General features: G+C 60.4%; 7 protein-coding genes. 5 read left to right on the forward strand and 2 right to left on the reverse strand.

The window, feature by feature from the left end:
• Positions 1–66: 66 nt before the first annotated feature.
• A complete protein-coding gene (locus LB569_RS03635) occupies positions 67–1,005 on the reverse strand; it encodes an ornithine cyclodeaminase family protein (RefSeq protein WP_224691096.1) in 939 nt (312 codons plus the stop codon).
• Between the two features lie 298 nt (positions 1,006–1,303).
• Here LB569_RS03635 and LB569_RS03640 point away from each other — a divergent pair, with 298 nt between their 5' ends.
• The 4 genes from LB569_RS03640 to LB569_RS03655 all read left to right on the forward strand — a co-directional run bounded on the left by LB569_RS03640 (position 1,304) and on the right by LB569_RS03655 (position 6,721).
• Entirely contained in the window at positions 1,304–2,170 is an 867-nt protein-coding gene (locus LB569_RS03640) for a GNAT family N-acetyltransferase (RefSeq protein WP_224691097.1), read from the forward strand.
• A gap of 11 nt (positions 2,171–2,181) precedes the next feature.
• Positions 2,182–3,360 (forward strand): alanine racemase, encoded by a 1,179-nt coding sequence (locus LB569_RS03645; RefSeq protein ID WP_224691098.1) that lies wholly within the window; start codon positions 2,182–2,184, stop codon positions 3,358–3,360.
• Positions 3,361–3,600: 240 nt separating this feature from the next.
• Positions 3,601–5,055 carry an aldehyde dehydrogenase family protein gene (locus LB569_RS03650; RefSeq protein ID WP_224691099.1) on the forward strand — a complete coding sequence of 485 codons (1,455 nt, stop codon included), beginning with the start codon at positions 3,601–3,603 and terminating at the stop codon, positions 5,053–5,055.
• Positions 5,056–5,986: 931 nt separating this feature from the next.
• Complete coding sequence (locus LB569_RS03655) at positions 5,987–6,721, forward strand: DUF433 domain-containing protein (protein WP_224691100.1); 735 nt, start codon at positions 5,987–5,989, stop codon at positions 6,719–6,721.
• A gap of 64 nt (positions 6,722–6,785) precedes the next feature.
• Here the strand turns inward: LB569_RS03655 and LB569_RS03660 are convergent, their stop codons facing one another.
• Positions 6,786–7,091 (reverse strand): transposase, encoded by a 306-nt coding sequence (locus tag LB569_RS03660; RefSeq protein ID WP_224691101.1) that lies wholly within the window; start codon positions 7,089–7,091, stop codon positions 6,786–6,788.
• A 560-nt stretch (positions 7,092–7,651) separates the two neighbouring features.
• Between LB569_RS03660 and LB569_RS03665 the strand changes: the two genes are divergently transcribed.
• Positions 7,652–9,890, forward strand: a 2,239-nt coding sequence (locus LB569_RS03665; RefSeq protein WP_224691102.1) for a VCBS domain-containing protein, incomplete at its 3' end; no start/stop codon positions are given.

The following is a 9,890-nucleotide window of genomic DNA, read 5'->3' on the forward strand; positions in this document are numbered from 1 at the left end:
GCCGTAAAGCTCTTTGTTCCAGTGCAGCCGCACCATCGAGGCGGGGATTTGTCGCTGCGAAGCTGATTAGCGGTGGGGCGTCTTGGCGCGGATCAGAGCGTCAGCCATATAGAGGTCCTGCAGGGAGATACCTGAGCTGTCGAAGACAGTGATTTCGGTGTCGGAGAGGCGTCCAGACACACGCTTGGCAATGACGTTGCCGATTGGTGTTACTGCAAGCACGCCGGCGTCGATCTCGTCGCGCACGTGCTGGAACTCGCCGATCTGAACGGACTGGGAAAGCAGATCACAAAACAGACGTGCGTTGGGAAATAGTTCGCCCGGCAATTCGCGCTTGCCTGGAGCATCCGACCCCATGCTGACGATATGGGTTCCGGGTCCCACCCAAGCGGCATCGAACAGCGGTTCGCGTGAGGGTGTCGCCGTCACCACGATGTCGGCCGCACGCACGGCTTCTTCAGGCAAGGCAGCGCGCCCCTTCAGGCCCCATTCGCCGATCTGATCGACAAAAGCGTCGCGCTGCGGCGAAGGCGGGGCCACCACCAACACGCTTTCGATTGCGCGGATGCGTGCCAGCGCCCTCACCTCGAAGCTTGCCTGATTGCCGGCGCCGAATATCGCCAGAACCTTGGCCTGCTTGCGCGCAAGAAGATCAGCCGCAACCGCGTCGGCTGCGGCAGTCCTGTAGGCGTTCACCTTTCCGGCCTCGACTATGGCGCGGAGCCGTCCTGTATGTTGATCGAGCAGCACGATGGTGGAGTTGTGGCGGGGAAGGCCACGTGCGGGGTTGCCCGACCAGAAGGAGCCGATTTTCACTCCGGTCAGGTCGTCAGACGACCCGGATTTGATAGAGAAGGTATTGGTCGCCACCTGCGTACGCCCGATCACAGCAGGGAACACCCAGCTCTGCCCCGATGCTGCTGCCACGAGCGCCTTCCGCGCCGCCTCGAAGGCAAGCTCATGCGTGACGAGGGCGGCTGACTCGTCTTCGCTGATGTATATCATCCAAAATTCCTCGTGAGCATCAGGCGTTCCTTCGCTGGGGAGTATTGGCGGCTATGTCATTGCAGAGCGTGAGATCACACCCATTGTGAACGGTGCGGATGTCGGCCGATCGCGGGGCAACCACGAGCTAGCGATTCCAGATAGTCCTCGTCTGATTTGCGCAATTTGAGATGCCGAGGAACTGCTTAAAACGAATAATCCCGCTGAATTGAAAGGGCGAAACAGCAGCGAAATCTGTCCGGCAGACGCGACTCTAATGTGCGACTTCAATTCTGGATAAGGTGACAGCGTTGCACTTATGGCCATTGAGCATGACACAGACACCGTCAGCAACCCGATAGAGCTGATGAAATTGGAGCCCCGCCATCTGCCGGGCGCGCTGAAGCTGTCGCAGGAGATGGGCTGGCCCTATCGCCTGGAGGATTGGGAATTTGCCGCCACTGTCGGCAGGGGGCTGGTTCTCGAGCAGGCAGGGCAGGTGATTGGCACCGCCATGTCGTGGATTTACGGCAAGGCTTTTGCCACCGTCGGCATGATCATCGTCACTGGCCCTGCGCAAGGCGGTGGCAACGGTTCGCGGCTGTTTGATGGATTGCTTGAGGCGGCGCAGGGTCGCAACGTGCTGCTCACGTCCACCGAAGAGGGGCTCGCGCTCTACAAGCGCCGCGGCTTCACTGCCTGGGGCACGGTGCTCCAGCACCAAGGCCTGCTGACCACTGCGGTGACGCGGGGGGGCGGTGACGGTGTGCGTCAAGCGACGGTCTCCGACCTCGCGGCGATTCAGACCTTTGACGAACGGGCAACGGGCATGCCCCGCTCGGCGATGGTGGCTGCGCTCGCCGATGCGGGCAAGGTCGTCGTAATCGAACGCGACGGGCGGATTGCCGGCTACGCCATCAGCAGGAGGTTCGGCCGTGGCTATGTCATCGGCCCCTGTGCGGCAGAGAGTGACCAGGATGCGCGGCTGCTGATCGTGGCCCAACTTTCGAAGCTTCACGATCAATTCGTTCGCATCGATATCTATGCCGAAGATGGATTGGGCGATTGGCTCGAAAGCCTCGGCCTCCAGCAGGTCAGCTCGGCGACCGCCATGGTCAAGGGGCAGCGGCCTGTCTCCGAGGGCTCAGCCCATATGTACGCGCTGGCAAACCAGTCGTTCACCTAGGAACCGAGATCATGAACAAGATGGCGGCAACCCTGGCAGTGAGCGAGACGGCTAGGACGATCGACGCCCTGATCACCCCGACACTGCTGCTGGACCGCGGACGGCTCGAACGCAACATTCAACGACTGGCTGAGCGTGCCAAGAAGCTTGGCGTGGTGCTGCGCCCCCATATGAAGACGGCCAAAAGCATCGATGTCGCCCGATACGCGTTCCCTCGCGAGCCCGGTCCGATCACGGTCTCGACCATCGCCGAGGCGGAATATTTCGCGGACCACGGCTTTCGCGACATCACCTACGCGGTCGGCATCTCGCCGGATTCGGCCAGGCGCGTCATGGAGCTTTCTCGCCGTACCGGCGCAGATGTGAAACTGCTGCTCGATTCCGTGGAGCAGGCCGACGCCCTGGCCGGCGTGCGCGAAGCCACGGGCATGGCGCCATCGGTCTTCATCGAACTGGACTGCGATGACCACCGCGGTGGCTTGAAGCCGGACGACCCGACGTTGGTCGACGTCGCGAGCAGGGTCGTCGCGGCCGGTGCCAAGCTCGTCGGCGTTCTTGCGCATGCAGGCGAATCCTATGACTTGAGCACGCCCGATGCGCTGGTCAGGGCAGCGGAGAACGAGCGTTCAGCCACCGTGCGCGCCGCTGAAATCCTGCGCGCCCATGGCCATGCCTCTCCGATCGTCAGCGTCGGCTCGACGCCAACCGCGCATTTCGCCCAGACTCTCGAGGGTGTCACGGAGCTGCGCGCCGGGGTCTACATGTTCTTCGACCTCGTTCAGCACGGGGTTGGGGTCTGCGAGCGCGACGATATCGCGATTTCCGTATTGACCACGGTGATCGGCTCCAAGCCGGAAAAGGGATGGGTGCTGGTCGACGCTGGGTGGATGGCGCTTTCGCGCGACCGGGGAACCGCAAACCAGCAGATCGACCAGGGTTACGGCGTTGTCTGCGACGAGAAGGGGCGGGTGATGGAAGATGTGATCGTGGTCCAGGCCAGCCAGGAACACGGTATACTCGCCATTCGTGCCGGTTCTGGAAAGTCCATGCCCGACTTGCCGCTCGGCTCTCGGGTGCGGATCTTGCCCAACCACGCATGTGCGATGGCCGCCCAGCATGATTTCTATAGCGTCGTTAACGGGGACAGCACCAGGATTGAAGCGCGTTGGGAGCGGATGCGCGGCTGGTAGGCGCGCAACTATGCCTCGGATTTCGCCCAATCAAAGCATTGGTGGTCAAGAAAATGAAGTTTACCTCTTACAAGCTGGATATGTCGACGCTGATAGGCAGCACCACGACTGATGTCATGGATGGGCGCCCCGACTTGAATCCCTGGAGGATTTCGATTGGCCGGCGATCCCCGGCTATTTCGGGCGTACCTTGTTCCTGCCCGTTCTCGGCGCCTATTACCGCATGAAGGACCTTATCGGGTGATGACGCCCCTCGAACACCTGTCGCGCAACGGCCACCTGGACAAGTTCTTCATCGACGGTCGATGGGCTGAGCCGCGCGGCACCGCGACGGGAGTCGTCATCAATCCCGCCACAGAAGAGGTCGTTAGCCAGTTTCCGCTTGGCAATAGCGAGGACGTGGACGCAGCCGTGTCAGCGGCTCGCAGGGCATTCGCCACCTGGAGCCGGACCACGCCAGAATACCGCGCGGGTCTGCTCGATCGCCTGCAAGAGTTGCTGGAGGCCCGCGGCGAACTGTTGGCTCAATGCCTCACCCTCGAAATGGGCGCGGCGATCGGCTATGCTCGCAGCGCACAGGTGCCCCTGGCGATCGCGCATGTTAAGGTTGCGCGTGATGTGCTGACAGCCTTTTCCTTCGTCAAGCAGCGGGGGCAAACCGCCATCACCCACGAACCGATCGGTGTCTGCGCCTTGATCACTCCATGGAACTGGCCACTTTACCAGATCACCGCCAAGGTTTCGCCGGCTCTCGCGGCAGGCTGCACGGTCGTGTTGAAGCCGAGCGAGCTTTCCCCCCTTGACGCTCTGCTGTTCGCCGAGGCGATCGAGGAAGCCGGCTTCCCTGCCGGAGTTTTCAATCTGGTGCAAGGTGATGGTGCATGCGTCGGTGCTAGTCTGGCATCCCATCCGGATGTCGACATGATCTCCATTACCGGGTCCACCCGCGCGGGCATTGCGGTGGCCCAGGCTGCAGCGCCGACCGTCAAGCGTGTCGCGCAGGAACTCGGCGGCAAGTCGCCGAACGTGATCCTGCCGGACGCCGATCTCGACCGCGCTGTTTCCTTGGGCATAGCCGCCGCCTTCCGCAATCTCGGCCAGTCATGCAGCGCCCCGACGCGCATGATCGTGCCACGCGAGCGGCTGTCCGAGATCGAGGCAATCGCCAAGAGGGCCACGGCCCAGGTCGTCGTCGGCGATCCTCTTTCGGAAGCCACCACTCACGGTGCGATCGCCAATCGTGCCCAATTCGACCGTATCCAAACCATGATCGACGCGGGCATATCGGAAGGCGCCAAGCTCGTCATCGGCGGGCCGGGTCGTGCACACGATCTGAAGGTCGGCCTCTATGTGAAGCCGACGATCTTTTCGGACGTGCGCACTAGCATGCGCATTGCACAGGAAGAGGTTTTCGGTCCAGTTCTCTGCATCATCCCGTACGACACAGTCGAGGAGGCGGTCACCATCGCCAACGACACGGTGTACGGCTTGGGGTCCCATGTGCAGGGTGAGGATTTGGACGCTGTCAGGGATGTCGCGTCGCGGATCCGCTCCGGTCAGGTGCATCTCAACTACCCGGCCTGGGATCCGCACGCCCCGTTTGGCGGTTTCAAGCAGTCCGGGAACGGACGCGAATATGGCGTCGAGGGGATGCTGGAATATCTCGAGGTCAAATCCATCCTCGGCTATTTCTAAGTACCTGACTGCCCCTATTTGCAGCTGGTGACGGTACTTTTTCGAGACGGCTGACGATCGTTCTCGAAGGCTGAATGTGCAAAAATCGCCCGATTGGTCCCGATAGCTGCTGAAACCTCAAAATATTTTTTGCGGCGATTTTCTCTTTAAAATCAACAGCGCCACTTTTTGACGGTTCTGATTTCGGACTTTGTGCGATTGCGGAAAATATTTGACGGTAATTTCAAGGGCTTATACGCTGTTTGAACAATCGAGTGGGAGTAGGGGGAAAACGGCGACGGTAGCTCAGGTTTGTCGTTCTCGCCCTCTGTCCGCGTCTATTCCCCGGTCGGCCTTAGTAGTCGGTTCGTGTCCTTCCAAGCAGCTTGTTGATCTGAACGCGCTGGTCCGCGAATGTAAAGCGCCATCGGGAGTGCTTAGGGAATTGGCGTGCAATGGCGTGTAAATCGGCGGCAACATGGAGCACCATAGCCACCACTCTCGGCCTGACAATCCTTGGTCGAATCGTAGCTGGGAGTAATTGTCGGCCCGTGGTCGCTTCCGGCAACGCGCCGATCACCGGCGGCGCGCTTTGGGAACGAAGTCTGCGGTGGCTTGATCGCTTCGCTTCGTTCCCAGAAATAATCACCACGGTCCGTGCGATCCAGCGCGCCCCCACACTTATGTCACGACGAAGGAATTCCTTCTCATTTTTCCCTCGACACGTTGTGCGATCTGCCAGACGTCGAGGCGACAGAAGTCGCCGCACGGCCAAGCAGGACAAACCGCTCAGGGGAACCAACGGGAGGGGATCCGAAATTAGGTCGCCAAGTTCATTTGTATGAACGCTCGCGCCTGGCCATGCCTGTAACGACCGCTTTGGTCTTAAACGGCAGGCGCCTTTACGATGGGACGCTCTAGGCCTATATTGTTCTTCACAAGGAGAAGAATTATGGGAGCACTCACTCGCGTCTATACCCCCGCAGAGGCGGCCGCCATAAGCGGGATAGGCATCAAGGCCGTTCACAATGCGATCGACAAACACATTGTCGATGCGGTGCCAAGCGCTGTCCAACGCGCTGGCGGGATCGTTCGACGGGCATTGACCGGTGAGGATTTGCTGCGGCTCAAGCTCTGGTACGGGGTGGGTGCGACACTTACCGCTGATCGCCGTCGCCGACTATTCGAGGAAATCAAAGCTGCCCCAACTGCCATGACCGTAAGGGCTGATGACCTGTTGATAGTCGACATCGCCGAGGCGCGCAAACAGCTGAAAGCCCGCATCATCGATCTCGACGAAGCGGAGGCTGTAATTGGTCGCGTCAAGGGAGTTGTGGGCGGAGAGCCGGTCTTCAAAGGAACCCGCATCCCTGCGCGAATGATCGCGGCGATGCTGGCGCAGGGCGCAGACGAAGCGGAGGTTCTCGAGGGATATCCCAGGCTAACGTCGCGGATGATCGAGCTCGCCAGGATCTGGGTTGCCGCTCACCCGCTGCGCGGGCGGCCCAAGAAGCTCTCCCAGCAGGGCGTGAAAGTAAAGTCTTCGACGCGTGTGATCTTGAAGGGTGACCCACGGCAGTTGACCAATACGAAACGCGTGGGACCTCGTGAGAGAGGGAGCTCTTGGATGGTCTTCTTGCCGATCTCGGACCGGAGGACTTTCTCATCAATGAGATCGTTGAAATAGAGATCAATAACGGCGTTGCCGTCTTCACGGGATACGAGTTGCATCTGCCTGGCAGCGGGGTCGATTAGAGACCAACATGTGGCTTTCCCGATCGGGCGAAGCGGTGGACGTCAGTTCTTTCGCCATCGCTGGGTGAGCGCTCTGACGTCACGGCCAGAGCGCTCCTATAATGCCAAGCCTCCACTATTTTCTCGATCGGGTTGAGGTCGGGCGAGTATTTCGGCAGCAAGAACGGCCTGGCGCCGGCCGAGCGGATGGCGCGGCGCACGGCCTTGCCCCTGTGGAACCGAGGTTGTCCATGATGACGATGTCGCCGGGTTCGTGTGGGAACCAGAACCTTGTCGACATAGAGCTGGAAACGCTCCCTCAAAGCATCGAGCTTGCAGGTGTTGTAAGCGATGACGGCACCCCTGAAGGCAGGAAGGAAGTGGCCGCCGAATCAAGAACGTCGGCGCTTCGGTGCGGGATTCAGTTGAGGTCGCAGAGCGTTCAAGCGAACTGGCCTAATCGGCCACAGAGTTGTCATCCTGCACGGGGAGTATGCCGGCATATCCGGTGTGCGCTCGTTCGATCTCACGACCCGATTCGGACGGCTTGGCTCCCTTATTTTCAACTATTAACTGTTCGGCCAAGTTGGGCGTTGACGCTTCCTCTCCAGTAGAGTTAATTATCTCCTAATATAAGGGGCATCTAAAATTCGTGGTCTAGAAACACGAGTTGGATGATGTGATTGGGTAGGAAACGCAACGCGACGACAAGTGTCGTCCCGTCCACCAGCATCGATTCAATATCCGCCCTGAATGGCCGGCTTAGGCGGCCGTTCTAAGCGCGACGGCGTGCCTGGATGACGGCTGGAAGCAGCCGGTCGTTCAGGATTGTCAATGAAGCAGATGGTTGGGCGTCTGCATTCTAATAACCAGGGGGTTGAAAATGGCTTCTAAAATCGCCGATGCAGGTGGAACCACAGCGTCGTTTTCAAACACGCCGCAGGCGAACGATGACGTTTTCAACTACACTGAGGATACCGTAGTCCTCGCTTCAGGGTCCCAGACCATCATAGTTCTCGACGTGATGGCGAACGACCAGGGTGGAAACGCAAAGTCCCTGTTTTCGATCGACGACGGGATTTCCGCATCGACGGCCACGAAGCAGTACGCCCCCGTCGACCTGACAACCCAGGACGTCCAGGCTACTGGCATTTCAGCCTGGGAAAGCATCGGCGGCGGGGTTTCCATCCGCATCAACAACGGCAAGGTCGAGATGGACCTTAGTGGGTACCTTGCGGCGCATGGCTTCGCGAGCCTGCAAGCCATGGGGGCGGGCGACCAGATCAACGAGACTTTCACCTATGCGATCAAACTCGGCAACGGAACGCTGAGCTGGGCCAGCGTCTCGGTCAATATCCAGGGCACCAATGACGGCGCGATAATCACCGCCGTTCCGGGCGCCGACCTGACCGTGGTGGAAGCGGGCGGCGTCGCCAATGGCACGCTGAACGATCCCAACGCTCATGGACAGCTGTCCATCACCGACCCCGATGCCGGCCAGAACCATTTCCAGGCTCCCCCCAGCCTGCAGGGCACCTATGGCACCTTCACTTTCGATACGACAACCGGTGTATGGGCCTATACGCTCAACCAGACTCTCGCCGACCCGCTGACCCAGGGCCAGAATGTCACCGACACTCTGACGGTGAAGTCGGCCGACGGAAGCGCCAGCTATAATATCGTCGTCAATATTACCGGCACCAATGATGCGCCAATCGCGGTCGCTAACACCAATTCGGTGAAAGAGGATGCCGCTCTCAATCCGGTCAGCGGCAATGTGCTCTCCAACGATACCGATGTCGACACGGGCGATACCCACAGCGTCACCGCCGTCAACGGTTCGGCTGCCAATGTCGGCAACAACCTCGTCGGCACTTATGGCACGCTGCATCTCAACAGCGATGGCACTTACACCTACACGCTCAACAACGCCCTGGCCTCGGTGCAGGCTCTGGCTCAAGGCGCCACGGCCACCGACGTCTTCACCTACACCAACGCCGACAACCATGGCGGCACGTCGAACTCCAGCCTGACTATCACCATCAACGGCACCAATGATGCCCCGATCGTGGTTGCCGACGTCAATTCGGTGAAGGAGGATACCGCTCCCAATCCGGTCAGCGGCAATGTGCTGACCAACGACACCGATGTCGACACTGGCGACACCCACAGCGTCACCGCCGTCAATGGTTCGGCCGCCAATGTCGGCAACAACCTCGCCGGCACTTATGGCACGCTGCATCTCAACAGCGACGGCACCTACACCTACACGCTCAACAACGCCCTGGCCTCGGTGCAGGCGTTGGCCGAAGGCGCCAGCGTCACCGACGTCTTCACCTACACCAACTCAGACAACCATGGCGGCTCATCGAGCGCCAACCTGACCGTCACCATCAACGGCACCAATGACAATCCGATCGTGGTTGCCGACACCGCTTCGGTGAAAGAGGACACAGCGCCCAATCCGGTCAGCGGCAATGTGCTGAGCAACGACAGCGATGTCGACACTGGCGATACCCACAGCGTCACCGCCGTCAATGGTTCGGCCGCCAATGTCGGCAACAACCTGGTCGGCACTTACGGCACGCTGCATCTCAACAGCGATGGCACCTACACCTACACGCTCGACAACTCCAAGGCGGCGGTGCAGCAGTTGGCCGAAGGCGCCAGCGTCACCGACGTCTTCAGCTACACCAACTCAGACAACCATGGCGGCTCATCGAGCGCCAACCTGACGGTGACCGTCAACGGCGTCAACGACGCACCGGTCGCGGTGGCCGACACCAATTCCGGCCTCGAGGACACCACCATCACCGGCAGCGTCGCCACCAACGACAGCGATGTCGATGACGGCGCCGTCCTCAGCTACAGCCTCAATGCGCCGATCGCCGGCCTGACCCTCAATCCCGATGGCAGCTACAGCCTCGACGCCAGCAATGCCGCCTACCAGCACCTGGCGGCCGGCGCCTCCACCGATGTCGTGGCCAGCTACACCGTCACCGACGAACATGGCGCAACCTCGGTCGCCTCGCTCACCATCACCGTCAACGGCGTCAACGACGCACCGGTCGCGGTGGCCGACACCAATTCCGGCCTCGAGGACACCACCATCACCGGCAGCG

The sequence above is a fragment of the Mesorhizobium sp. BH1-1-4 genome, from assembly GCF_020165665.1.
Taxonomy (GTDB): Bacteria; Pseudomonadota; Alphaproteobacteria; order Rhizobiales; family Rhizobiaceae; genus Mesorhizobium.